Below are 24,666 nucleotides of genomic sequence, written 5' to 3'. Positions count from 1 at the left end.
GTCCTCTCCCAACGTTTCTTATCGGATCACCGTCGGGCCCTGATCCGGCACCGCGACGTCGAGGACACGGAATTGCACACGTTCGGTGCCTTGCCAACGGTCGACCGCAAGAGAGCCCGCCACGTGCAATTGCTGGCCGCGATTTTGCGTCAAGGCGCTGCCGAGCTTCTGTCCGACGGAACGGAATGCGATACCGTTGACGATCGAGCCATCGCCGGACTTGAAGCGCAGCCGCAGATGCGCCTGCCCGACCTCGTCGGCATAGACCAGCTGATGCGACGGCAGCGCGATCACCGGCTCCGGATTGGCGCTGCCGAACGGGCCAGCGCGATTGAGTGTCCCGGCGAACTCCGGCGTCACCGCGCGCGCGCTCACGGCGCCATCGATGAACAGCTCGTTCTCGTGGCGCGAATTGGCGACGTCGGCCGCCAGCGCGCTCTCCATGTAAGCGCGGAATTCGGCGAGCTTCTCTTTCCGCAGCGTGACGCCGGCGGCCATCGCATGCCCGCCGCCCTTGAGCAGGATGCCGTCGGCGACCGCCTGCCGCACTGCCTTGCCGAGATCGACGCCGGCGATCGATCGACCCGAGCCGGTGCCGATGCCGCCGGGCTCCAGCGCAATGGCAAAGGCAGGCCGCGAGAACTTCTCCTTCAGACGGGAGGCGACGAGGCCGACCACGCCGGGATGCCAGCCTTCCGAGGCCGTGACGATCACGGCAAGCTTGTCCTCCAGCCCGATCGAGGCCAGTGCCTCGGCTTCGGCCTGGGCTTCGGCGGCCTGCTCGATGACGCGCCGCTCGGCATTGAGACGATCGAGCTCCGCCGCGATCCTCGCAGCTTCCGAGATATCGCCTTCCAGCAGCAACCGCACCCCGAGATCGGCGCGGCCGATGCGGCCGCCGGCATTGACGCGCGGCCCCAGCATGAAGCCGAGATGCCAGGCCTCCGGCGGGCCGTTGAGCCGCGCCACGTCCATCAGTGCGGTGTGCCCGACATGGTCGCGCCGTCGCATCGCGATCAGGCCCTTGGCCACGAAGGCGCGGTTGAGGCCGATCAGCGGCGCCACGTCGGCGACCGTGCCGAGCGCGACGTGATGCAGCATGCCCAGCAGATCCGGCTCCGGCATCTCGGAGGTCCAGAAGCCGCGCTGGCGCAGCTCGCGGTTGACGGCGACCAGCGTCACCAGCACGAGGCCGACGGCGGCGAGATGACCGAGGCCGGAGATATCGTCGGGGCGGTTCGGATTGACCAGCGCATCGACTTCGGGCAACTCATCGCCGGTCTGGTGATGATCGATCACGACGACCGACATCCCGAGCTTCTTCGCTTCCGCGAGCGGCTCGATGCTGGTGGTGCCGCAATCGACGGTAACGAGCAGCGTCGCGCCCTTGGCGGCGAGCGCCCGCACCGCCTCGGTATTGGGGCCGTAGCCTTCGAATATCCGGTCGGGAATATGGATCAGCGGATCGAGCCCGCAATGGCGCAGGTGCCAGGCGAGCAGCGCGGCCGAAGTCGCACCGTCGACATCATAGTCGCCGAAGATCGCAACCTTCTCGCCGCGCACCGCGGCATCCGCGATGCGCTTGGCGGCATGCTCCATCTCGGTGACCGTGTGAGGATCCGGCATCAGCTTGCGGATGGTCGGGTCGAGGAAGTCGGGAACCTCGTCGATCCCGACGTCGCGCCCCGCCAGCACGCGCGCCAGCATTTCCGGCAATTGATAGCGCTGCACGATCGCGAGCGCCCGCGCCGCCCCGCGCGCATCCAGCCGGTCGCGCCAGAGTTTTCCGGTCAGCGACCGCGTCACGCCGAGGAACGCCTGTGGCGCCTCGACGGGCAGTGCGGATGCGTGCAGCGTCATGAGCCCTTCCCAATCAGGCAGGAATCGTAACGCTTCGATGATTTGTGGACCAGTTCTAGCAGCCCATTCGGCTGGCGATTTCCCCGAAATCCTTGGCCACGATGTCCCACTCGCCGGTGGCCTCGAAATCGTACTTCTGCAGCGGACCGTATTCGGTCGGACGCGCCACGAAGGCGGTCTTCAGGCCGAGCTTCTGCGCGTGCTTCAGGTCGTAATTGTGCGCGGCGACCATCATCACCTCTTCCGGCTCGAGACAGAGCAGCTTTGCTGCGCCAAGATAGGTCTCGGGATCTGGTTTGTAGTGTTCGAACAGCTCGGCCGACAGGATGAGGTCCCAGGGCAGGCCGGCGAATTTCGCCATGTTGGTGAGCAGTGCGACATTGCCGTTCGACAGCGGCGCGATGACGAATTTGGTCTTGAGCCGGGTCAGGCCGGCGACGCTGTCCGGCCACGGGTGCAGGCGGTGCCAGCCCAGCGTCAGATGCTGCAAATCGGCCTCACTCAGCCCCTTGATGTCGAACTGCGCGACGAGTTTTTCCAGCGAGCGGCGGTGCAATACGTCCAGGATGACGTAGCCGTTCTGCGGGTTCTTGCGCACCTCGTCCATCGAGGCCGCATAGACCGCGCGCCAGCCATCGACCAGCGCGGTCCAATCGGCCTTGATACCGCGCGTCTCGCCCCATTTGGTGAAGTCGTCGATCAGGCTGGTGCGCCAGTCCACCACGGTCCCGAACACGTCGAATACCAGCGCCTTGACCCCGGACAGATCGGACATGCGCGTCTCCCTTTTTCTTGTTGTTGTTTATCCCGTCGTTCCGGGATGGTGCGAAGCACCAGACCCGGAACCTCGAGATTCCCCGATGCGCAATTGCGCATCTGTGGTTCGTTCTTCGGACGCCCCGGAAATGACGTTGCCTAGTCCAGGTGGAATTTCTCGAGCTCGCGGTGCTCGGCCTTGATGTAGCGCACGGTGCCGGTGACGGAGCGCATCACAACCGTCTCGGTCTCGATCACGCCGTCCTTGCGGAACTTGACGCCCGACAGCAGCGAGCCCGTGGTGACGCCGGTGGCGGCGAACAGGCAGTCACCGCGCGCCATGTCCTCGATGCCGTAGATCATCTTGGGGTCGTTGACGCCCATCTTGGCGGCGCGCTCGCGCTTCTCCTCGGAGTCGAGGATGAGGCGGCACTGCATCTGGCCGCCGATGCAGCGCAGCGCCACGGCGGCGAGCACGCCTTCCGGCGCGCCGCCGGTGCCGAGATACATGTCGACGCCGGTGTTATCAGGATCGGCGCAGTGGATCACGCCGGCGACGTCGCCGTCGGTGATCAGGCGCACGGCGGCGCCGGTCGAGCGCACGCCCGCGATGATGTCGGCATGGCGCGGACGATCGAGCACGAGCACCGTGATGCCTTCCGGCTTGACCCCCTTGGCCTTGGCGAGGCGGCGGACGTTGTCGGCAGGGCTCGCATCGAGATCGACGACGCCCTTGTCGTAACCGGGGCCGATCGCGAGCTTCTGCATGTAGACGTCGGGGGCGTGCAGCAGCGTGCCGCCGTCAGCCATCGCCATGGTGGCGATCGAGCCCGGCATGTTCTTGGCGCACAGCGTGGTGCCCTCGAGCGGGTCGACCGCGATGTCGACCTCGGGTCCGGTCTTGAGGCCGACCTCCTCGCCGATATAGAGCATCGGCGCCTCGTCGCGCTCGCCCTCGCCGATCACGATGGTGCCCTGGATCGGCAGCTTGTTGAGCTCGCGCCGCATGGCGTCGACGGCGGCCTGGTCGGCCGCTTTCTCGTTGCCGTGCCCGCGCAGCCGCGCCGAGGACACCGCCGCCCGCTCCGTCACCCGCACGATCTCCAGCGTCAGAATGCGCTCTAGCAGCATCTGCGGCGGAACGGAAATATGGGTCGACATCGGCGTACTCCTTAAGCCTCGGGGACAGGCCAGCCTGCCCGCATCAATCGTCTCACGCCCGACCCGTTCAGGCCATGCGCTAGTTTTTCTCGATCCGGATCACCTGCGGCCGGCCGCTGATGACCTTATCGCGCTGCACTGCGGCCAGCGCACGATGCACGGCATCCTCGCTGGTCGCATAGGTAATCAGAATGACCGGGACCGGTGAAGGTTTTTTGGCCGCGCCGTTCACATCGACGCCATCCGGGTGCCGTTGCACGATGGATTCCAGAGATATCTTCTGTTCCGCCAGCCGGGTGGCGATTGTTGCGGCAGTGCCTGCAAGATCGCGCGCCATCAGGCGGATATAATAGCCACCTTCATGGCGTTCCATCGGCGCCTTGGTGGTGTCGCGCAACCGCTCCACCGGCCGGCCGAACGGATTGGCGCGGATGCCGCGCGCAACGTCGGCGATGTCGGCGACGACGGCGGATGCGGTCGCAGCCGCCCCGGCGCCGGGACCGACCAGCGTGATCGGCGGAATGCCCTCGCCGTCGATCGTGACCGCATTGGTGACCCCCATCACCTGTGCGATCGAGGATGATTTCGGCACCATGGTCGGATGCACGCGCTGCTCGATGCCCTTGGTGGTGCGGACCGCAACGCCGAGCAGCTTGACGCGGTAGCCGAGATCGGCCGCCGCCCGAAGATCTTCCGGCGCGATGGATGAGATGCCTTCGACATACACCGCACTTTGCGCGACCTTGGTTCCGAAGGCGAGGCTGGCGAGAATGGCGAGCTTCTGTGCGGTGTCGTGGCCGTCGACGTCGAAGGACGGATCGGCCTCGGCATAGCCGAGCCGCTGCGCGTCCTTGAGGCATTCGGCGAAGGACAGCCCCTCCTGTTCCATCCGGGTCAGGATGTAATTGCAGGTGCCGTTGAGGATGCCGTAGACGCGGTCGATGCCGGTTCCGGCGAGACCTTCACGTAACGTCTTGATGACGGGGATCGCCGCGCCGACCGCTGCCTCGAAATTCAGCGCGCCGCCGTGCTTTTCGGCAGAAGCGGCGAGACGCAGTCCGTGCTTGGCCAGCAGCGCCTTGTTGGCGGTGACCACCGACTTGCCGGCGCTGAGCGCGGCCTCCACTGCCGACAACGCCGGATCGCCGGCGCCGCCCATCAGCTCGACGAAGCAGTCGATATTGGGATCTTCGGCGAGCGCCTCGGGGCTCTTCGCCCAGGCGATGCCGCGCAGGTCGAGGCCGCGCTTCTTGGCTTTCGAGCGCGCCGTGACCGCGACGACGCGAACGCCGCGCCCGCTGCGCTCGGCCAGCGCCCGTCCTTGCGTTTCGATCAAACGGACAACTTCGGCGCCCACGGTGCCGAGCCCCGCTATGCCCACTTTCAGGGGTGCAACCATGGATTTAAGGGACCTGGAGATTGAGCAACCTGGAAGGATTAGCGCCGATTGGCGAGCGGAACGACGTTGTGCAACGTTTCGATGCCGCTTTCAAGGAAGCGGCGCACGCCGCGCGCGGCCTGCCTGATCCGTTGCTCGTTTTCCACCATGGCGATGCGGACATATCCTTCACCATGCTCGCCGAAGCCGACGCCGGGCGAGACCGCAACGCCGGATTTCTCCACCATCAGGGTCGCGAACTGCATGCTGCCGACGCTGCGGAAGGCTTCCGGCAGCGGCACCCAGGCGAACATCGAGGCCTCTGGAGGCGGGATCTCCCAGCCGGCGCGGCCGAACGATTCCACCAGCGCGTCGCGGCGCTTGCGGTAGGTGTCGCGCATCTCCCTGATGCAATCGTCCGGACCGTTCAGCGCGGCGGTCGCGGCGACCTGGACCGGCGTGAACGCGCCGTAGTCGAGGTATGATTTGACGCGGGCGAGCGCCGCGATCACGCGCTCATTGCCGACCGCAAAGCCCATGCGCCAGCCGGCCATCGAATACGTCTTCGACATCGAGGTGAATTCGACGGTGACGTCCATCGCGCCGGGCACCTGGAGCACCGAGGGCGGCGGGTTGTTCTCGTCGAAATAGACCTCGGCATAGGCGAGATCGGACAGGATCAGGATCTCGTGCTTCTTCGCGAAGGCGACGAGGTCCTTGTAGAAATCGAGGCTCGCGACATAGGCGGTCGGGTTCGAGGGATAGCAGACGACCAGCGCCAGCGGCTTCGGAATCGAATGCACGATCGCCCGCTCCGCCGCCTCGAAGAATTGCGGCGTCGGCTCGGACGGCACCGAGCGGATCACACCGCCCGCCATCAGGAAGCCGAAGGCATGAATCGGATAGCTCGGGTTCGGACAGAGGATGACGTCGCCGGGCGCGGTGATCGCCTGCGCCACATTGGCAAAGCCTTCCTTCGAACCCAGCGTCGCCACCACCTGGGTTTCGGGATTGAGCTTCACGCCGAAACGGCGGGCGTAGTAGCCGGCCTGGGCCCTGCGCAGTCCGGGAATGCCGCGGGAGGCCGAGTAGCGGTCGGTGCGCGGCTTGCCCAGCGTCTCCTTCAGCTTCTCCAGCACATGCGCCGGCGCCGGCAGATCCGGATTGCCCATGCCGAGGTCGATGATGTCGGCGCCGGCATTCCGCGCAGCTGCCTTGGCCCGGTTGACCTGTTCGAACACGTAAGGCGGCAGGCGGCGAATGCGGTAAAAATCTTCCATGGGACCCTTGCTCCGACAACCGCGATGCCAGAATCGACCCCCTTGGTCCAGTTTGCGGAAGCCGGCTCGGCCTCTGACAGAAATCGCACTAAATCAATGACTTAGAGCGAATTCAGGCGCGCGATCTGGGGGCTGCGGCCGGATCTGCGGTTGAACTGGGTTTCTTTTAGCACGGACACCGGGCGGCGCCAGCGCTGATCGGCCGTTCGTCGGGCGCTACTTCCCGCTTTGGGCGGCCGACGAGGCCTGCCGCGCGCGCGCGGCTATCAGCTCCTGCTCGATCTTGGCCTGATCGGCCGGCTTGATCGTCGGGTCGGCGCGGTCGGGCGGAAGATCATGGACCGGCAGGTAGCCGCCGGCGTCCTTCTCGCGCGCCGGCGCATCGGCCGGCATCGTCATATCGGCGATCGTGCTCGAGCACCCGCTCAGCGCCACCAACGACGCGAGCAGCACTGCGGCCGCGAGCCCCCTGTTCATTCGATCGATCGGCATGCGCCGAATTGTCCCCAACAAGCTAGCGCGCACGTCGCACGTTGCCGACACGGGTCGCACTGGTACGAGCCTTGCAGCGTCCCCGCTGCGTTAATTCCGACTTCAGCGTTTCAAACCATTGTCGCCCGAAACGCTTAAAGCGGGAACACCAAAAGCGACCCCTGAGGCTTCAATATGACTAAACAAAGATTTTTTCTCGCACCGCAACAGAGCGAAACATCGGATTTTGACTGATTTCCATTGCCGCACCGCGCGATGACGCCCTCCAAACGACGCGATATTGTACCTCAGATGAGCAACGTTAGTACCGACACCCAGGCCACCCCGAAGTTCGACGCGGAAGCCTTCGCGATGAATGTCGCGCGGGCGATGGAGAGCGGCGGCAAGGCGCTCGCCGCCTATCTCAAGCCGCGCGAGACGGGAGAAGTCCGCGACAAGCCGCCCAATGAGCTCGGTGAGGTCATCAAGACCTTCAGCGTGATCGCCGAATACTGGCTGTCCGACAAGGAACGCGCCTCGTCGCTGCAGATGCAGCTCGCGAAGGACTATCTCGACCTCTGGGGCTCGGCGGTGCGCCGCATGGCCGGTCAGGACGCCCAGCCCGCGATCGCGCCCTCGCCGCGCGACAAGCGCTTTGCCGATCCGGAATGGAAGTCGAACCAGTTCTTCGACTTCGTCATGCAGCTCTATCTGCTCACGACCAAATGGGCGCAGGAGCTGGTCCATGACGCCGACGGGATCGATCCCCACACGCGCAAGAAGGCGGAGTTCTACATCCAGCAGGTCATCAACGCATTGTCGCCGTCCAACTTCGTGCTGACCAATCCGGAGGTGCTGCGCGAGACGGTGGCGAGCAGCGGCGAGAACCTCGCGCGCGGCTTGAAGATGCTGGCCGAGGACATCGCGGCCGGCAAGGGCATGCTGAAGATCCGCCAGTCCGATCCGGACAATCTCGTCGTCGGCGTCAACATGGCAACGACGCCGGGCAAGGTGATCTACCAGAACGAGATCATGCAGCTGATCCAGTACACTCCGACCACGGAGAAGGTGCTGCGCACGCCGCTCCTGATCGTGCCACCCTGGATCAACAAGTTCTACATCCTCGATCTGAAGCCGGAGAAATCCTACATCAAGTGGTGCGTCGATCAGGGCATCACCGTGTTCGTGATCTCATGGGTCAATCCCGACAAGCGGCTCGGCAACAAGAGCTGGGAAGCCTACATGAAGGAGGGCCCGCTCACGGCGATGGACGTGATCGAGAAGGTCACCGGCGAGATGAAGGTGCACACCGCCGGCTATTGCGTCGGCGGCACCATGCTCGCGACCACGCTCGCCTGGCTCGCCGAGAAGCGCCGCCAGCGCGTGTCGTCCGCGACGTTCTTCGCCGCCCAGATCGACTTCACCCATGCCGGCGATCTCCTCGTGTTCGTCGACGAGGAGCAGATCTCGGCGCTCGAGCAGGACATGAAGGCCGCCGGCGTGCTCGAAGGCTCGAAGATGGCGATGGCCTTCAACATGCTGCGCTCCAACGACCTGATCTGGTCTTATGTCGTCAGCAACTATCTGAAGGGCCAGCAGCCGAGCGCGTTCGACTTGTTGCACTGGAACTCGGACGCGACACGGATGCCGTCGTCGAACCACTCCTACTACCTGCGCAACTGCTATCTGGAGAACCGCCTGTCGACCGGCACCATGGTGCTGGACAACACGCTGCTCGATCTGTCGAAGGTGAAGGTGCCGGTCTACAACCTCGCCGCACGCGAGGACCACATCGCTCCGGCCGAATCGGTGCTGTACGGCTCGCAGTTTTTCGGCGGTCCGGTGAAGTATGTCCTGTCCGGCTCGGGCCACATCGCCGGCGTGGTCAATCCGCCCGCTTCGAACAAGTACCAGTACTGGACCAACGACAACATCAAGGACGTCAGTATCGCGCAGTGGATGAAGGACGCCGTGGAGCACAAGGGCTCGTGGTGGACGGACTGGCGCGGCTGGCTGGAAAGCCATGATCCGGAGACGGTCCCGGCGCGCATGGTCGGCTCCGACGGCACGCAGGTGCTCGAGGACGCCCCGGGCAGCTATGTCCGCGTGCGCGCATAGCGTCAGGTGTTCGCGTAGCATCAAGTCTTCGCGTAGCGCCAAGTCTCCCGCTCAGCTATAAACAGACGGTCCCGACGGTCGGGAATCGAATTCACGTGAGGGGGAGACTATGACGCGCGAATTGTTCTGGCTGACACTGACGGTGATCCTGACCGGGATCCTCTGGATTCCCTACACCATCAATCGCTGCCAGGTTCGCGGGCTTAGCGGTGCCATGGCCAACCCGTCGCGCGGCGACAAGCCGCAGGCGGAATGGGCGAACCGGCTGATGTTCGCGCATGACAACGCGGTCGAGAATCTCGTGATCTTCGCCCCGCTGGTGCTGATCCTGAACGCGATCGACTATTCCACGAAATGGACCGTGCTCGCCTGCGCCGTCTATTTCTGGTCGCGCGTCGCACATCTGATCGTCTATGCACTCGGGATCCCGGTGTTCCGCACGCTCGCCTTCACCGTCGGCTTCCTCGCGCAGGCCGTGCTGGCGCTGGCAATCTTCAAGGTCGTCTGATCCAAATATTCCCGCCGGTTGCGGCGACAGCCGCGCCGGCGCGGCATCAACTAGCAGCCCTTGCGCACCACGATGTGCAGCATCGTCGCGGGCGCCTCGTCAAAGCTCTTGATCTCGCTGGTGTCGGACGAGACTTGCGTCCATGCCCCTGAAGCGGCGTAGGTCGCAGCGAGCCAGTCCGCCCCGGGATAATTGTAGTAGCGGCCGATGCTGTCGCGGCCATCGCCATGGCCGATCTTGTAGCTCGCGTAGAAAACGCCACCGGGTTTCAGCGCCCGATGGATGCGGCCGATGATGCCGGCCAATTCGTCGCGCGGCACGTGCAGCAGGCACGCGCTGGCCCAGACGCCGTCATAGGCTTCGCGGTCCTCGAGCTCATCGAACAGCATCGCCTCGACGGGATGTTTGATGCGGCGCGCCGCGACCTCGGCCATTTCAGGCGAACCGTCGGTCGCGCGCACCGAAAACCCTTCGGCCAGCATCACCGCCGCATGATTGCCGGCGCCGCAGCCCAGCTCGAGGATCGCGCCGCCGGATGGCAGCAGCTTCAGAAAGCCGATCAGCCGGGTGGACGGGGCTTTCGCCCACCCGGCATAGGCCTCGGCATTGCGCCGATAGAACTGCAGCGTGGCGTCGTCCACGATCCGCGTCGCCGTCAGCTGTCGGCAAGGCCCAGCATCAGCCGCATGTTCTGCACGGCAGCGCCCGATGCGCCCTTGCCGAGATTGTCGAGCCGGGCGACCAGCAGTGCCTGATGGTACTTGTCGCTGGCGAAGACGTAGAGCTCAAGCATGTTGGTCTCGTTGAGCGCCTCCGGTTCGAGCCGGCCGGCCTTGGTCGCCTCGTTCTGGAGCGGCATCACGGAGACATATTTGCTGCCGGCGTACCATTTCGCCAGAACCGCCTGCAGGTCGGCACCATCAGTCTTGCCCGGCAGCATGTCGAGCTGCAGCGGCACCGAGACCAGCATGCCTTGCCGGTAGTTGCCGACCGAGGGAATGAAGATCGGGCGCCGCGTCAGATTGGAGTAGAGCTGCATCTCCGGCAGATGCTTGTGCTCGAAGCCGAGGCCGTAGAGCTCGAACGACGGCGCGCTGCCGTCTTCGAAGCTCGCGATCATCGACTTGCCGCCGCCGGAATAGCCGCTCACGGCATTGACGGTGACGGGATAATCTGATGGCAGCAGACCGGCATCGACGATCGGCCGCAGCAGCGCGATCGCGCCGGTAGGATAGCAGCCGGGATTGGAGACCTTCTTCGCGTTACGGATCTTGTCGGCCTGGTCGGGCGCGAGCTCGGGGAAACCGTAGGCCCAGTCCGGCGCGACCCGGTACGCCGTCGAGGCGTCCAGCACCTTCGGCGCCGACGCGCCCATGCTGTCGACCAGCGCGACGGTCTCCTTCGCGGCATCGTCCGGCAGGCAGAGGATGACGAGGTCCACCTCCTCCATCAGCGCCTTCTTGGCCGCGGGGTCCTTGCGCTTGTCGTCGGCGATGTGCTTCACCGCGACGTCGCCGATCGAGAGCAGCCGCTCCTGGATGCCGAGGCCGGTCGTGCCGGACGCGCCATCGACGAACACGGTGGCCTTGGTCGCACCGCTCTTGGTCTTTGGATTGGTGTCGGTGAGAGTCATGGCACGCTCCTTTCGAGCTCGTTCGTTTGGTTTGCAAAGACATCCGGCCGCGCCTGCCGCATCAGATGCGCGATCTGTTGCGCGCCGGCATCCGCCTGCACGCCAAGGTGGGCTGCGACCGCCGCAAAGTCGGTCTCGGACTTGTGCTGGTTCAGCTTGAAGCTGCCCTCGACCTCTTCAACCGTCATGACCAGACCCACGATCGCCTTCTTCATCGCCTCGAACCGCCCGGCAGTCATCTTGCCCGACGTCCATGGCTTCTTCGGCAACAGCCAGCTCTCGAACTTGGCGCTCAGCGCATCGATCTGAAGCGCAAGTTCCTCACCCGACAGGGTCCGCACCGGCCCGCTCAGATGCACCGACTGGTAGAGCCAGGTCGGCACCTGATCCGGCGAGACGTACCAGTCCGGCGACACATAGGCATCGGCGCCGTTGACTGCGAGCAGCCAGGCCCCCCCACTTGGCAACCCGCCCGCCAGCTTTACCAGCGGATTGTGACGGGCAACATGAAACAGCGCCCGCGGTGTCCCGTCCGCGGCATAGGTCAGATAGAACGGCAGCGCGGAGGCGATCGGCTTGGCGCCGTCCCACGCGCAGGCCATGCCGAAGCCGCGCGCTTCCGCGAAGGCAAGGCTCGCGGCGCGGTCTGGCTTGAAGGGCGGTGGCGTATACATGATTGATGCTCCTGCATGACGAAGGAGCCGCCAGATCGAACCGCGTGTCTTTTTCAGGAGAGCGCCGCGGGATCAGGTCCGGCGGCAGAGGCGATGGTCTTAAACGCGAGCGACCGCCCATACCGCGAAAATGCGGCGGCGGCTGGCAATGAGGATGGTCGCGGCGTTGATCATGGCGCGCGGCTATAAGGCCGCGCCGGCTTGACGTCAAGGTTGCTTTTGTCATTCCGGGGCGCGCATTGCGCGCGAACCTCAGATGCGCAATCGCGCATCGGGGAATCCAGAGGTTACGGCGCGAGATTCCGGGTTCGATGCCTACGCATCGCCCCGGAATGACACCTTAAATCGCCGGATTCCACGGTGCCGGCACGACGCGATAGCCGCTGCCGTCCTTCACCACATTGCCGAGGCCCGGGAACGGATAGTGGAAGCCCTGCACCTGGAGCCGCTCGGCAACCACCATGTCGTAGATGCGCCGGCGGGTCTTCTCCGCCACGTCGCCGTCCTGGTCGAAGAACGCATGCCAGCCGGGGTTGGTCGCGAACAGGTTCGGATTGTTGGTGACGTCGGACTGGATGAAGACCTTGTCCGGGCCTGAGGCCAGCACGTAGGAGGTGTGGCCCGGCGTGTGGCCGACGGTCTCGACGGAGGTCAGGCCCGGCGCGATCTCCTTGCCCCACTCGTAGGGGGTGACCTTCTTCTTCAGGCCGGCTTCGAAGATATTGCGGTTGTTCTTGAACAGGCCCTGCATGCGGCCGGCCGGCGCCCGGCTCATCTCGCCATCGTCCATCCAGAACTTCCATTCGGTTGCCGGCACCAGCACCTCGGCATTGGGGAATGCCGGCGTGCCTTCGGCGGTCAAGAGGCCGTTCACGTGGTCGCCGTGGAAGTGCGAGATCACGACCATGTCGACATTCTTGGGATCGAAGCCGGCGGCGACGAAATTGTCGGCGAACAGGCCATTGGCGCCCTTCGTGCTGGCCTTCGCCAGCGCGCCATTGCCGGTGTCGATCACCACCAGCTTGCCGCCGGTGTTGAGCACCAGCGGTGCGAACCAGATCGTCATCATGTCCCGCGGCATGAACGCCTTCTCCAGCGCCGCGTTGACGTCGTCCCGCTTCGCATTGGGGATGAAGGAGTCTTCCAGCTTGAAGACGTTCTTGCCGTCGGACACCACGGTGACGAGGATGTCGCCGACCTTGTAGCGATAGAAGCTCGGCGCCTGCTTGTCGGCGACCGCCGCCACAGCGGCCGCAGGAACGGCTGATAGCAACGGTGCAGCGGCGATGCCGGCAGCGCCGGCGAGAGCATGACGTCGTGTCAATTCCATGTGCTGTCCTTCCCAGTGAGACTGCGCCCGATGAATTCGCGCCCGGTGGGCGCGGTTGTATCAGCGTTTCGATACTCGCGCGATGCCGACAGCGCGAGCGGTTACCCTCCCGCCTAACCCCTGCAGGTCGGCCTTATTCCGGAGCTTGCTACACCACCCGCCACACCCACTCGATGGCATGCGCGATGACGTCGCCGAACAGCAGCAGCGCTGCCGACCAGACCAGGGCGGACACGAAATTGGCGATCTGGAATTGCCAGTACGACATCTCGAAAATGCCGGCCGCAAGCGGCACGGAGGCGCGCAAGGGGCCGAAGAACCGCCCGATGAAGATGCTGGGTATGCCCCAGCTGCGCACGAAAGCCTCGCCTCTGGGCAGCAGGTCCGGATAGCGCGAGAGCGGCCACATCTGGGCAACCCTCTCCTTGTAGCGATAGCCGAACCAGTAGGAGACCCAGTCGCCCAGCGCCGCGCCAAGGCCGCCGGCAATCCAGACCGGAAAGAAACTGATGCCGCTGGCCCCGATCAGCGCACCGATGGCCACCAGCGCGCCCCAGGCCGGAACCAGCAACGAGATGAACGCAAGCGATTCAGCGAACGCCAGCAGCATGACGATCGGAGCGGCCCAGGCCTGGTGGTGGCGCACAAACTCGGCCAGGGCCCGCGCAAGGTCTTCCATCTCGTCGTGTGCCTTCCCGCTCCGTTGAACCTCGATTGAACCTTTCTAGCAGCACGCAGCCTAAGAACAGGTAAGCCAGCCGATCGCGTGACATCAAGTCACAAAGGCGGGGATCGAGCGTGATTTCCCGTAAGGCCCCTGAGGTCCAGGCTGGCATCTCCCTCACAAGAAAAAGGAATTACTGGATGATCGGATCGCTGATGATGTGCGTGAGCGTTCTCGTCCTGCTGTTCGGAATGCTCGCGGGCATCGCCATGGGTATCCATCACGACTTCACGTTGGGACCGGCGCATGCGCATCTCAATCTGGTCGGCGGCGTACTGCTGTTCCTGTTCGGCCTCTACTACCGGCTGGTGCCGGAAGCGGGCAGCATGCTGCTCGCCAGAATCCAGGGCTGGCTGCATATCGTCGGCGGCGTCCTGTTCCCGGCCGGTGTGGCCGCCGTGCTGCTGAAGGGACCGTCGTTCGAGGCGGCGCCGATCGTCGGATCACTGCTGGTGGTCGCCGCCATGGCCCTGTTCACGGTCGTTGTATTCCGCACCTCGCGGGCGTAATCGCGGTCTCCTATCTATGAGGATGGCCGGGCTCCAGGGTGCGGCCGTCCCCATTTGCAGCCCATCCGTGGCATAGTCAGAGCAACCGATTCGCCGCGCCGTGACCGGTGCGCCACTTGAAGAACCATGGCCAAATCATTGAAGTCGAACGCCAAAAGTAAATCTGCCGACGATCTGTTCGGAGCCCCGGAACCGAAGGGACGCGCTCCGGCGAAGGCTGCTTCGCGATCCGCCGGAGGCGCCGAAGCCGGCTACACGGCAGCCGACATCGAGGTGCTCGAAGGGCTGGAACCGGTGCGTCGCCGGCCTGGCATGTATATCGGCGGCACCGACGAGAAGGCGCTGCATCATCTGTTCGCCGAAGTCATCGACAACTCGATGGACGAGGCGCTCGCCGGGCACGCGACCTTCATCGAAGTCGATCTCAGCGCGGACGGGTTCCTGACCGTGACCGACAACGGCCGCGGCATCCCGATCGATCCTCACCCGAAATTCCCGAAGAAGTCAGCACTTGAAGTCATCATGTGCACGCTGCATTCGGGCGGCAAGTTCGACAGCAAAGTCTACGAGACCTCGGGCGGCCTGCACGGCGTCGGCATCTCCGTGGTGAACGCCCTCTCCTCGCGTCTCGAGGTCGAGGTCGCGCGCAGCCAGAAACTCTACCGCATGACGTTCGAGCGCGGCCACCCGAAGGGCAAGCTCGAGGACCTCGGCAAGATCAACAACCGCCGCGGCACGCGCGTGCGCTTCAAGCCCGACACCGATATTTTCGGCGCTAAGGCCGCGTTCAAGCCGCAGCGCCTGTTCAAGATGACGCGCTCGAAAGCGTATCTGTTCGGTGGCGTCGAGATCCGCTGGAACTGCGCACCCGAGCTGCTCAAGGGCATCGAGGACGTGCCGGCCGAAGCGACGTTCCACTTCCCCGGCGGCCTCAAGGATTATCTCGCCGCGGCGATCCACGCCGACACGCTGGTGCATCCCGACATCTTCTCGGGCAAGTCGGGCCGCAACGGCGCGCATGGCGCCTGCGAATGGGCCGTGGCCTGGACCGCCGATGCCGACGGATTCCTCTCCTCCTACACCAACACCGTGCCGACGCCGGATGGCGGCACGCACGAATCCGGCCTGCGCAGCGCCCTTTTGCGCGGCCTGAAGGATCACGCCGAGCGCGTCGGCCAGGGCAAGCGCGCGGCCTCCGTCACCTCGGAAGACGTGATGGTCGGCGCCGCCGTGATGCTGTCGGTGTTCGTGCGCGAGCCGGAATTCCAGGGGCAGACCAAGGATCGCCTCGCCACTGCAGAGGCGCAGCGCATCGTCGAGCAGGCGATGAAGGATCCGTTCGACCATTGGCTGTCGGGCAATCCGAACATGGCCAACCGGCTGCTCGACTTCGTGATCGACCGCGCCGAAGAACGGTTGCGGCGGCGGCAAGAGAAAGAGACCGCGCGGAAAACCGCCGGCAAGAAGCTGCGCCTGCCCGGCAAGCTCGCCGACTGCACCGACGCCGGCACCGATGGCTCGGAGCTGTTCATCGTCGAGGGTGACTCGGCCGGCGGCAGCGCCAAGCAGGCGCGCGACCGCAAGACCCAGGCCGTGCTGCCCCTGCGCGGCAAGATCCTCAACGTCGCTTCCGCCGGCAAGGACAAGCTGACGGCGAACGCACAGCTCTCCGATCTCGTGCAGGCGATCGGCTGCGGCCAGCTCCTGCAATATCGCGAAGAGGATCTGCGCTACCAGCGCATCATCATCATGACCGACGCCGACGTCGACGGCGCCCACATCGCTTCACTGCTGATCACCTTCTTCTACCGGCAGATGCCGAAGCTGATCGACGAAGGACACCTCTTCCTCGCGGTGCCGCCGCTCTACAAGCTGACCCACGGCACGAAGTCGGTCTACGCACGCGACGACAAGCACAAGGACGAGTTGATCAAGAGCGCGTTCAACGCCAACGCCAAGGTCGAGGTGAACCGCTTTAAAGGCCTCGGCGAGATGATGCCGGCGCAGCTCAAGGAGACCACCATGGATCCGGCCAAGCGGACCCTGCTCAAGGTGGTTCTGCTGCCCGACGACCGTGACACCACCGCGGATTCGGTGGAGCGCCTGATGGGCACCAAGGCCGAGGCGCGCTTCGCCTTCATCTCGGACAAGGCCGAATTTGCCAGCGAAGAGCTGCTGGACGTCTAGGCCCAACCGATTGATCTGAAATGAGTTTCCGGCCGCCCCCAGATCGGGGCGGCCGTTGCCATTTTGCCCGTTCGGAGAGCCCCAGTGGCTTCGTTTTCGGCCGGATGTGTCTCACCAGCAACAGCATTTCCAACGGAACCACGTATAGTCCCAACATGAGTTTCGGGAATCGGTGCCAGCGCACTCCCCTGAGCGACCTGATCGAACGCTAGTCGAGGATTTGGACATGAAGAAGACTTTGCTCGCTCTGACCGCGGTTGCGGCGATGACGGCATCGGCGTCGGCTGCCGACCTGGCCGCCCGCCCCTACACCAAGGCTCCTGCCCCGGTTCCGGTCGCTCCGAGCTGGACCGGCTTCTACATCTTCGGCGGTGGCGGCGGCGGCGTCTGGGATGCTGACACGGGCGTCCAGTCGACCGTCACGGGTGCGCCGATCCTCGGCTTCAACCAGCGCCAGGGCGGCGATGGCTGGTACGGCACCGTCGGCGCCGGTTACGACTGGCAGACCGCCAACAGCTGGGTCATCGGCGTGTTCGCCGACGGTCAGTTCGGCAGCCTGAAGGGCACCATCCAGGATCAGGGTCCGTTCGTCGCCGGCAACATCAAGAACGACTACAGCTGGGCGGCTGGTGCGCGCCTCGGCTACCTGATCGCGCCGAACGTCCTGTCCTACGTCAACGCCGGTTACTCCAGCTCGCACTGGAAGGGCACCACGCTGTTCAACACCGCAAGCGCGCTTCCCTCGGGTCTCCACACCAACGACTTCGATCGCGGCGGCTGGTTCGTGGGTGGCGGCGTCGAGAACAGCCTGAACATCTTCGGCATCACGTCGCCCGGCTGGTTCATGAAGACCGAGTATCGCGCCGCTTACTACGACAACAAGAACATCTCGGAGCTGGTCGACGGCACCAACATCTCGAATGGCCGCGACATCACCTTCAAGCCGCTTGTCCAGACCATCAGCACCTCGCTGGTCTACCGCTTCAACTGGACCGGTCCGGTCGTCGCGAAGTACTGAGCTGCGTACTGATCCCTGCTGAGATTGCAGAGCAAAAGCCCCGGCATTGTCCGGGGCTTTTTTGTTGCCCGAACGTCGTGGAAATCGCCCCACGCGCAAGCCCGCCGGCGCAGGGCGGACCGGCTGTGGCCGATCTGGTCAGCGCCGTGACGATCGGGCACTCTCGCGCCCGGTTCAAACCTCAGCGGACAACAACAATGAAGAACGGACAGTTTGATCTCTCGGGCCGGGTCGCCATCGTCACCGGCGGCAATGGCGGCATCGGGCTTGGCATGGCGCGCGGCCTGGCGGACGCCGGCGCGGCGGTTGCCGTGGTCGGCCGCAACGAGGCGAAGTCAAAGGCCGCCGTCGAGGATCTCGGCAAGCGCGGCGTGAAGGCGATCGCCGTCGCCACCGACGTGACCGACAAGACGGCGGTCGCTGCGATGATCGAGCGCGTCGTCGGGGAGCTCGGCCGCATCGACGTCCTCATCAACAATGCCGGCATGAGCATCCGCAAGCCGCCGCACGAACTCGAGCTCGACGAGTGGAACAAGGTGATCGACACCAACCTCACCAGCGCCTTCGTGTGCTCGAAGCTGGCCTATCCGGCGCTGAAGGCGTCCGGCAACGGCAAGGTGATCAATATCGGTTCGATGATGTCGATCTTCGGCGCGAGCTTCGCGACGGCCTATGCCGCGAGCAAGGGCGGCATCGTGCAGTACACCCGCGCGTGCGCCAACGCCTGGGCGCCCGACAACATCCAGGTCAACGCCATCCTGCCAGGCTGGATCGACACCGACCTCACCCGCGGCGCGCGGCAGCAGGTGTCGGGGCTGCACGAGCGCGTGCTGGCGCGCACGCCAGCGGGGCGTTGGGGCGACATCGACGACTTCGCCGGCATCGCCGTGTTCCTCGCCTCGCCCGCGTCGGACTTCGTCACCGGCACCGCGATCCCCGTCGACGGCGGCTATTCGGTGATGGCCTGAAAACACGAGCGCCCTGAAACACGAGAGCCCCGGCGCATCGCCGGGGCCCTCGCATCCTGTTCGCCTCAGAGTAGTTCAGTAGCGCGCGATGGCCGGCGCGTCGAACTTGTAGTTCACGCGCACCACCGCCCACTGAATGTCGCGCGGCTTGGCATCGAACGTATAGGTCCCTGCGGCGGTGCCGGCGAGCTGATAGGCCTGACGCTCGAAGGCCGCGTAATTGTATTCGACGCCGATGGTCCAGTTGCGGGTGATGCCGTATTCCCAGCCACCGCCGACGGTCCAGCCGCTGGCCCAATGAGTCTGGCTGCCGGAGCCGGTCGACGGCGGAAGATTGTCGACGACGGACAGACGGTTGTTCACGCCGGCATAGCCACCCTTGAAGTAGAACAGGTTGTTCTGGATCGCGTAGCCGGCACGACCGACGATCGTCGCCATGACATTCGAGCGCCAGCTGAACTGATCGTCGCGGCCGACGCCGAACACCGTGTTGGTGACGCGGCCGGAGTTGTCGAGGCCGGAGATCGTGCCCTCAATGCCGAACACGTAGTTGTTGGCCTGCCAGTTGTAGCCGATCTGGGCGCCGCCCATGATACCGGAGTTGCGCTGACGGAGGCTGTCGCCCGGCGAAAGATCGCCGAACGGCGAGGTGTTGGCGCTGTTGACCCACTGCTCGTTGGTCCAGGCACCGCCGAGGTGCCCGCCGATGTAGAAGCCGGCCCAGTTGTAGATCGTTTCCACATAGGCCGGTGCCTTGCTGTACGGACGGGCGGCAAGGTCGGCGGCCGATGCGGCGCTGACGCCGAGCGCCGTGGTTGCAGTCAGGACGGCAATGAATTTGGTACGAAACACAGCAGCACCCCCAGGTTGTCTGATGGCACAGCTTTTCCAGAGAGACCCTTACCAAAAGAAAATCGCTGAAGCTGCCGGAGCGGAATCCGCTCGCGCGCATTTCGAATCTTGTCTTGCTGTTGCGGTCGAGCAACTTTCATCAATCGAATTAAGCAGCTGTTATCCCTGATGAATTCCTTCCGGCCGCACGGCGCGCCGTTCAGCCCGCCGCCGGCGAATGCACGTGCTCCGGCCGCACCCCGACGGCGACCATACGTGCGGTGAGACCCTGCAGCCATGGCATTGCCGTGATCAACCGCAGCGCCAACGGCACCGGCTGATCGCCGGCCTTCAGCGCGCCGCTGATGATGTTGTTCTGCACGATCACCTGCATGCGCTGTGTCACGCGCACCGGGAATTCGCGGCGCCGTCGCACCGCATCGAGCTCGTCTTCCGACGGTACGCCGTGAACGAGCTTCGCCGCCAGGATATTGGCGGTCGCAACCGCGTCCTGCACGGCGAGATTGACGCCGACGCCGCCGATCGGCGACATCGCATGCGCGGCGTCGCCGATGCACAGCAGGCCCGGCTGCGTCCAGCGCTCGAGGCGGTTGATCGCGACCGTAAGCAGCTTGATATCGTCAAAGCTCTTCACATCAGTGATGCCGGATCGAAGGATCGGCGCCATGCGCACGACGTCGTCGAGCAACGCCTGCAATCCCCTCGCCTTCACCGCTTCGTATTGTCCCTTGGCGATGACATAGGCGCATTGCCAATAGTCGCCGCGGTCGAAGGTGATCATCATCTTGCCGGGCTCGACCCGCGCGAACACGTTCTCGGTCTCGTCGGGTCTGCGGCCGGCGCGGAACCAGAGCACGTCCATCGGCGCGCCGATCTCCTCGACCTCGAGGCCGGCGCGTCCGCGCACGGTCGAATGCCGGCCGTCGCAGGCAATGGTGAGATCGGCCTCGATGTCGATCGGGCCGTCGGGTGTGTTCGCGTGCACGCCTGCGACAGCATCGCCGCGCCGGATCAGATCGGTCGCCTCGGCCTTCATCAGCACCTTCAGCGAGGGGAAGCGCTTGCCGCTCTCGCGCAGGTAATTGAGGAAGTCCCACTGTGGCATCATCGCGATGAAGGGGTATTTGACGCTGAGGCGGCGGAGATCGGCGATGCGCACCGGCGTGCCGCCGAACAAGCCGTCCATCTTCTGCAAGCGCTGATGCGGCAGCTTCAGGAAGCCGTCGATCAGGCCGAGCTCGTCCATCACCTGAAGCGTCGAGGGATGCACGGTGTCGCCGCGGAAGTCGCGGAAAAAATCCGCATGCTTCTCCAGCACCACCACGTCGATCCCGGCCCGCCCCAGGAGATAGCCGAGCATCATGCCGGCCGGCCCGCCGCCGACGACGCAGCAGCGCGCCCTGATCTGACGCGTGTTCGGCCCTGCCGGATAGCCTGCATCCATGATGCCGTCCTCACCGCTGCCTCGCCCCTCAGAACCAGATTGTAACGCGGATCGATCGGGCAACAAGGATGCAAGGCTATCGCCTGAAGGTCTTGATTTCCGACACGCTGCCGTCGCGATAGGTCAGCTCGACCGAGACCGCCTTGGTCTGCGGCGCGAGCTTCAGATAGGGCTGCGCGTCAGACGGGATCGCGCTGGGATCGCGCGAATTGCAGGACGGCATCTTCAGCACCTGGTTGGGCACGGCGGTGTCGATGCCGATGCGCACCTCGCGGATGGCGCAGCGGTAGGACACGAGATGCGTGTAGTAGACCAGGAGCCCGTTGAACTCGCGGAACGACAGCCAGCTCGTCGAGGTCATGTCGAGGATCTTGCGCTGGTCACGGATCAAAGCGGCCTCGGGATCGAACCTGATCGGGAACGGTCCCTGCATCTCGCCGGACTGATCGACATAGCGGACCTCGATGGTGCCGGCCTGCGCATCAGGCGGCAGCTCGATCGACGGGTTCGGCATCCGCTTGCGCGTGCGCGGATCGAGCGTGTCGATGAATCCGGTCTCGCGGAAATCGCTCTTGCCGGCGATGCGCCAGGAAATGCCGAGCGTCGGGTCGGCGAAGGAGAACGTAACGCTCCAGCCGCCATTGTGCCGCGAGAAGCTCGCGATCGGCGCGTTGATGGTCTCCTCCTTCGGCAGCTTCGGCACCGCGACCGGCGGCAGCGCGGCCACCTGCTGCGGCGGCGCGGACGGCTTGACCGCCTCGGCCTGCCCCTTTGCGATCCCGTTGAGGAAGACGTCGTCGACCATCTGGTCGAAATAGACCGGCACCTGCCTGTGCTTGACCGTGTCGGCCATCTCGCTGACGGCACGGCGCGTGCGTTGCGCAACCTGGACGAGGTTCTCGCCGGGCTTGAGCAGCTCCTTGGCGAAGGTGCGCGTGAACACCGAATTGGGATTGGCGTCGTCGTTGGACAGGCGATCGAGCGCGGTCTGGCGGGGCCCCGCCGAGAACACCGAGAACACGCCTTCGGGCAGCTGCGTCATCGGCGCGAGCCCGCCGCCGCCGGCGACCGCACGGGTGCCCTTGCGCTCGAACGGGTTGTTGCGGCAGGCGTCGAACACCAGGATCGAAGTCCGCGCCTTCTTGTTCTGAAGGCGCTCGACGATGCGGTCGGCCAGGATCGAGGCGTCGCGCACCAGCTCTTCCTGACCTTCCGTCGCCGCCGGCACGTCGGTCGGCAGCAGATAGTTCTGGCCGGCGATCTCGAAACCGTGGCCGGCGTAGAAAAAGAACGCCGTGTCGCCGGGTTCCACGGCGCGGTCGAACGCGAGCAGCGTCTCGGAGAACGCCTGCCGATTGAGGTTCTCGGCCACCATAACGCTGAAGCCGAGCTGCTTCAGCGTGTCGCCCATGGTGCGGGCGTCGTTGACGGCCTTGAGCAGCTTCGGGACGTTCTTGTAGTCGTTGTTGCCGACGACCAGCGCGACGCGCTTCTCGGCATGGGCCGGTGCGGCCGATACGACAAATGCAACCGCCCAAAGGATCGCCGAAAGTCTCGAAAGCCAGCTCTTCATCCCGTTTTCCCGCCTGCACGACAAACGCGCCGCCCGTGCGACCGCCGCCTAATAGTCGGACCAGCCGTTTCGCCGGTTCAAGGCCGGCCGCGGACGGCCATTCCGGCCGGCCACGCCAGGCCGAAATGAGGGGTCCGATTTGTCTTAGGTCAAGTTTCTTTTTACGGCCCGCGTGATAGATTTCGAACCTCCATCCGGCTCGAGCTCTCCGCACGTCGCAACGGCTTTTCCGTGCACACATGGTCTACTGATCAAGTCGATCCCAAGGATCGCTTCGACTATTGGCGCGAGGTTCGCGCCAAGGGGCTGTTCGGCGTCACTGCCGAGCTGGAAGCCGACCGGCGCCGCGACTTCTTCGGCGAGTTCTCGCTGCGCAAGCTCGGCGATGCCGGGCTGGTCGAGCTGCGGGCCTCGCCGTACCGTGTCGAGCGGCGCACGGGCGACATCGCCGACGCGGCCAGCAACAGCCTGTGCATCTACCAGCAGCTTGGCGGCGGCGGCTGGTTCGGCGGCGCGCGGCTCGATGAATTTTCCGTTCGCGACGGCATGTTCGCGACCAGCTATTCGGACCTGCCCTATCGCACTGTCCCCCTGCACGATGACGGCTTCCACCTGCGCATCATCAAGGTCCCGGTGGCGAACATCGTCCCGTCGGGCGCCGAGCTCGGCGAACTGGTCCCCAGGCCCTTGCAGGATGAGACCGCGCTGCGGGCTCTGCTGGAATCATGCTTCCGCGACCTCATCGAAAGCAACGATGCCGCGACGGCGGGCACGGCTCCGACGGTGCAGGCTCTGGCCCATATAGCGCTGATCGAGCGCGGCATCATGCGGCCGAAGAGCCGGCTCGCGCAGCAGGCCTTGCGAACCGCCCATTTGTCGCTGGCCCGGCGCCTGATCCGGCGCCATCTGGCGCGTGCAGCGCTGTCGCCAACCCTGATTGCCGGCCTGCTCGGCATCTCGGTCCGTCATCTGCACATCCTGTTCGAGGAGACCGAGATGAGCTTCTCGGAGACCGTCACCGCGCTCCGGCTCGAACAAAGCCGCCGCCTGCTCCGCGAGCAGCCCGGGCAGACGATCGCTGAGATCGCCTTTGCTTGCGGCTTCGAGAGCCTTGCGACGTTCTACCGCCTGTTCAATGCATCCGAATCCATGACGCCGGGCGACTATCGCGCACAAACGGCCTGAGCGCCCGTCCGGACCGGCCGGGACACCGCGCTCGCAATTTGCCGTAGCTCGGCCGCGCCCCCTTCACCTCCCTGAACTTCACACCGCCGCGCGATCCGACGTTCGTTGAACCGAAGTGATCAGCCTGCGCGCATTGAGAAGATATTTTCCGGCCGTTTCGCAAGAACCACTGCGGCGCTTCGTCCGGGTTCGGCACCGCAAATTTCCTTGCCGGCGACGCGCGCTCTCATGCAGAGCGAGGGATCAGTCACGATGCGCGGTAAGCACGGGGATCACAGCCAGGAAACGCTAGCTAGAGGCGCGACGCGCATTTATCTCGATGCCGCGGACCTGCGGGCGGATCAAATCCCGTCATCTGAGCCAGCCCGTCAGGGCTCAGCGGCGACCAGCAATCACGGCTGGGCGCCGCTGCTAGAAGCTTGCCTCGCCGACTTCAAGGAGGCGACGGAGGCCGGTGATAACGCTTGCATTCCTGCGCTGGTTAAGATCGTGGCGGACCTTGCGCTGATCGAGCGCGGTGTGATCAGGCCGGGCAGCCGGCGGGCGCAGCAGGCGCTGCGCGTCGGCCGGCTCAGCCTCGCGCGCCGCCTGATCACGCGCCATCTTGCCAGGCCAAGTCTGTCGCCAGGGATGGTCGCCGGCATGCTCGGCGTCTCGGTCCGCTACCTGCACGTCTTGTTCGAAGCAACCGGGACGAGCTTTTCGCAGACCGTCACCGCCCAGCGCCTGAGCGAGAGCCGAAGGCTGCTTCGCGAGAAGCCGCCGCGGCCGATCGCCGACATCGCCCTCACCTGCGGGTTCGGCAGCCTCGCCACTTTCTACCGGATATTCGGCGCTTCCGAAGGCCTGACGCCCGGCAAATTCAGGATGAAAAACAGCGCGGAAGCCCCCGCTGTGGCCTCGCCGTCCGGGGCGGGAGTCGTGATTCATTTGACCGCCAAATGACGAAAAAGACGCGTATTTCAGTCAAAACGTTAAGCTTTTTCGGCTATCCGGCCGGTTCCAAGATTGACTTTACCGGTTTCGCCCCTATGTTG

The 24,666-nt window shown here is 64.9% G+C and carries 22 protein-coding genes; 8 read left to right on the top strand and 14 right to left on the bottom strand.

What is annotated here, in order from left to right:
* Nucleotides 1–18: 18 nt before the first annotated feature.
* From recJ to RX327_RS19220, 6 genes are all read right to left on the bottom strand, one after another.
* Entirely contained in the window at nt 19–1,860 is a 1,842-nt protein-coding gene (recJ, locus tag RX327_RS19245; RefSeq protein WP_317251164.1) for a single-stranded-DNA-specific exonuclease RecJ, read from the bottom strand.
* A gap of 55 nt (nt 1,861–1,915) precedes the next feature.
* Nucleotides 1,916–2,635, bottom strand: coding sequence for a haloacid dehalogenase type II (locus tag RX327_RS19240; RefSeq protein ID WP_317251163.1), 720 nt, complete (start codon nt 2,633–2,635; stop codon nt 1,916–1,918).
* 140 nt (nt 2,636–2,775) lie between these two features.
* The gene (gene glpX / locus RX327_RS19235; RefSeq protein WP_317251162.1) at nt 2,776–3,777 is read right to left on the bottom strand and encodes a class II fructose-bisphosphatase; all 1,002 of its coding nucleotides are present in this window, start codon (nt 3,775–3,777) and stop codon (nt 2,776–2,778) included.
* 79 nt (nt 3,778–3,856) lie between these two features.
* Nucleotides 3,857–5,176 (bottom strand): homoserine dehydrogenase, encoded by a 1,320-nt coding sequence (locus RX327_RS19230; RefSeq protein WP_317251161.1) that lies wholly within the window; start codon nt 5,174–5,176, stop codon nt 3,857–3,859.
* A 38-nt stretch (nt 5,177–5,214) separates the two neighbouring features.
* Nucleotides 5,215–6,435 (bottom strand): LL-diaminopimelate aminotransferase, encoded by a 1,221-nt coding sequence (locus RX327_RS19225; protein WP_317251160.1) that lies wholly within the window; start codon nt 6,433–6,435, stop codon nt 5,215–5,217.
* A gap of 216 nt (nt 6,436–6,651) precedes the next feature.
* A complete protein-coding gene (locus RX327_RS19220) occupies nt 6,652–6,927 on the bottom strand; it encodes a hypothetical protein (protein ID WP_050384285.1) in 276 nt (91 codons plus the stop codon).
* Between the two features lie 291 nt (nt 6,928–7,218).
* Between RX327_RS19220 and RX327_RS19215 the strand changes: the two genes are divergently transcribed.
* Both RX327_RS19215 and RX327_RS19210 read left to right on the top strand, forming a co-directional pair.
* Nucleotides 7,219–9,024: a class I poly(R)-hydroxyalkanoic acid synthase gene (locus tag RX327_RS19215; RefSeq protein ID WP_317251159.1), complete on the top strand. Its 1,806-nt coding sequence runs from the start codon at nt 7,219–7,221 to the stop codon at nt 9,022–9,024.
* Nucleotides 9,025–9,133: 109 nt separating this feature from the next.
* On the top strand, nt 9,134–9,532 hold the full coding sequence (locus RX327_RS19210) for an MAPEG family protein (protein ID WP_317251158.1): 399 nt from the start codon (nt 9,134–9,136) through the stop codon (nt 9,530–9,532).
* A gap of 50 nt (nt 9,533–9,582) precedes the next feature.
* On the opposite strand, the gene RX327_RS19205 is transcribed toward RX327_RS19210, so the two are convergent.
* The 5 genes from RX327_RS19205 to RX327_RS19185 form a co-directional block, all read right to left on the bottom strand.
* Entirely contained in the window at nt 9,583–10,173 is a 591-nt protein-coding gene (locus tag RX327_RS19205; RefSeq protein WP_317251157.1) for a class I SAM-dependent methyltransferase, read from the bottom strand.
* Nucleotides 10,174–10,187: 14 nt separating this feature from the next.
* On the bottom strand, nt 10,188–11,165 hold the full coding sequence (gene argC, locus RX327_RS19200) for an N-acetyl-gamma-glutamyl-phosphate reductase (RefSeq protein WP_317251156.1): 978 nt from the start codon (nt 11,163–11,165) through the stop codon (nt 10,188–10,190).
* On the bottom strand, nt 11,162–11,839 hold the full coding sequence (locus RX327_RS19195; RefSeq protein ID WP_317251155.1) for an FMN-binding negative transcriptional regulator: 678 nt from the start codon (nt 11,837–11,839) through the stop codon (nt 11,162–11,164). The genes argC and RX327_RS19195 overlap by 4 nt, the downstream gene beginning before the upstream one ends.
* Nucleotides 11,840–12,179: 340 nt before the next feature.
* The gene (locus RX327_RS19190; protein ID WP_050384280.1) at nt 12,180–13,169 is read right to left on the bottom strand and encodes an MBL fold metallo-hydrolase; all 990 of its coding nucleotides are present in this window, start codon (nt 13,167–13,169) and stop codon (nt 12,180–12,182) included.
* Between the two features lie 148 nt (nt 13,170–13,317).
* Complete coding sequence (locus RX327_RS19185) at nt 13,318–13,848, bottom strand: DedA family protein (protein ID WP_317251154.1); 531 nt, start codon at nt 13,846–13,848, stop codon at nt 13,318–13,320.
* Nucleotides 13,849–14,033: 185 nt separating this feature from the next.
* Here RX327_RS19185 and RX327_RS19180 point away from each other — a divergent pair, with 185 nt between their 5' ends.
* The 4 genes from RX327_RS19180 (at nt 14,034) to RX327_RS19165 (ending at nt 18,575) form a co-directional block, all read left to right on the top strand.
* Nucleotides 14,034–14,402, top strand: a complete 369-nt coding sequence (locus RX327_RS19180) for a hypothetical protein (protein WP_028332200.1) — start codon at nt 14,034–14,036, stop codon at nt 14,400–14,402.
* A gap of 126 nt (nt 14,403–14,528) precedes the next feature.
* Nucleotides 14,529–16,589 carry a DNA topoisomerase IV subunit B gene (gene parE / locus RX327_RS19175; protein ID WP_317251153.1) on the top strand — a complete coding sequence of 687 codons (2,061 nt, stop codon included), beginning with the start codon at nt 14,529–14,531 and terminating at the stop codon, nt 16,587–16,589.
* Between the two features lie 226 nt (nt 16,590–16,815).
* Nucleotides 16,816–17,607 (top strand): porin family protein, encoded by a 792-nt coding sequence (locus RX327_RS19170; protein WP_317251152.1) that lies wholly within the window; start codon nt 16,816–16,818, stop codon nt 17,605–17,607.
* 197 nt (nt 17,608–17,804) lie between these two features.
* Nucleotides 17,805–18,575, top strand: coding sequence for a glucose 1-dehydrogenase (locus tag RX327_RS19165; protein WP_317251151.1), 771 nt, complete (start codon nt 17,805–17,807; stop codon nt 18,573–18,575).
* Nucleotides 18,576–18,650: 75 nt separating this feature from the next.
* On the opposite strand, the gene RX327_RS19160 is transcribed toward RX327_RS19165, so the two are convergent.
* The 3 genes from RX327_RS19160 to RX327_RS19150 form a co-directional block, all read right to left on the bottom strand.
* The gene (locus tag RX327_RS19160; protein ID WP_317251150.1) at nt 18,651–19,427 is read right to left on the bottom strand and encodes an outer membrane protein; all 777 of its coding nucleotides are present in this window, start codon (nt 19,425–19,427) and stop codon (nt 18,651–18,653) included.
* A gap of 199 nt (nt 19,428–19,626) precedes the next feature.
* Complete coding sequence (locus RX327_RS19155; protein WP_317251149.1) at nt 19,627–20,871, bottom strand: FAD-dependent oxidoreductase; 1,245 nt, start codon at nt 20,869–20,871, stop codon at nt 19,627–19,629.
* A gap of 76 nt (nt 20,872–20,947) precedes the next feature.
* On the bottom strand, nt 20,948–22,444 hold the full coding sequence (locus tag RX327_RS19150; RefSeq protein WP_317251148.1) for a caspase family protein: 1,497 nt from the start codon (nt 22,442–22,444) through the stop codon (nt 20,948–20,950).
* A gap of 231 nt (nt 22,445–22,675) precedes the next feature.
* Here RX327_RS19150 and RX327_RS19145 point away from each other — a divergent pair, with 231 nt between their 5' ends.
* The gene (locus tag RX327_RS19145) at nt 22,676–23,629 is read left to right on the top strand and encodes a helix-turn-helix transcriptional regulator (RefSeq protein WP_317251147.1); all 954 of its coding nucleotides are present in this window, start codon (nt 22,676–22,678) and stop codon (nt 23,627–23,629) included.
* 252 nt (nt 23,630–23,881) lie between these two features.
* Entirely contained in the window at nt 23,882–24,574 is a 693-nt protein-coding gene (locus tag RX327_RS19140; protein WP_317251146.1) for a helix-turn-helix transcriptional regulator, read from the top strand.
* Nucleotides 24,575–24,666: the final 92 nt, after the last annotated feature.

The sequence above is a fragment of the Bradyrhizobium sp. BEA-2-5 genome, from assembly GCF_032918025.1.
Lineage (GTDB): Bacteria > Pseudomonadota > Alphaproteobacteria > Rhizobiales > Xanthobacteraceae > Bradyrhizobium > Bradyrhizobium pachyrhizi.
This window is presented reverse-complemented; position numbering and strand designations above follow the sequence as displayed.